The sequence below is a fragment of the Desulfonatronum sp. SC1 genome, from assembly GCF_003046795.1.
Taxonomy (GTDB): Bacteria; Desulfobacterota; Desulfovibrionia; order Desulfovibrionales; family Desulfonatronaceae; genus Desulfonatronum.
Genome location: NZ_PZKN01000136.1, coordinates 1 through 457 on the forward strand (window position 1 = coordinate 1; position 457 = coordinate 457).

A 457-nucleotide genomic window follows, 5' to 3' on the forward strand; every position below is an offset into this window, starting at 1 on the left:
GCGGATAATCTACCGGACATATAACCAGGTCAGGCCCAAGGTCTATTTCAGGGGCATTTTTCCGGTTTACGTTAATTGTACCACGGTTTTCACACCCATTGTCGTCAATTACTCTTACAGTATATCTGCCGCTGAAAACGGTTATGCTGGTTGTGTTGCGCTCCCCGGTGGACCAGAAAATCTGATTGAAATGCGGAATGGTGAGTTCAACTTCTTCACCGGGGCAAATGTCGATGTCGCCACCAAGGTTTACAACCGGATTTGGGTTAATGGTGATATTCACGTTGTCAGTGGTGGAGCAATTGTGCTGATTCCACACCTGAAGGCTCACGTTTCCTGAGCCCGGTATGCTAAAACTGTTCGTTTGCCCATTGGCTGTATTTCCGTTCCATTCGTAACGTGTAAAACCACTTTGCGCTTCAATTGAGATAATTGCACCTTCGCACAGGGCGCGGTC

The 457-nt window shown here is 47.7% G+C and carries 1 protein-coding gene; it reads right to left on the minus strand.

Features of this window, described 5'->3' with window-relative positions:
* Positions 1-457, minus strand: a 457-nt coding sequence (locus tag C6366_RS21025; RefSeq protein ID WP_199221599.1) for a hypothetical protein, incomplete at both ends; no start/stop codon positions are given.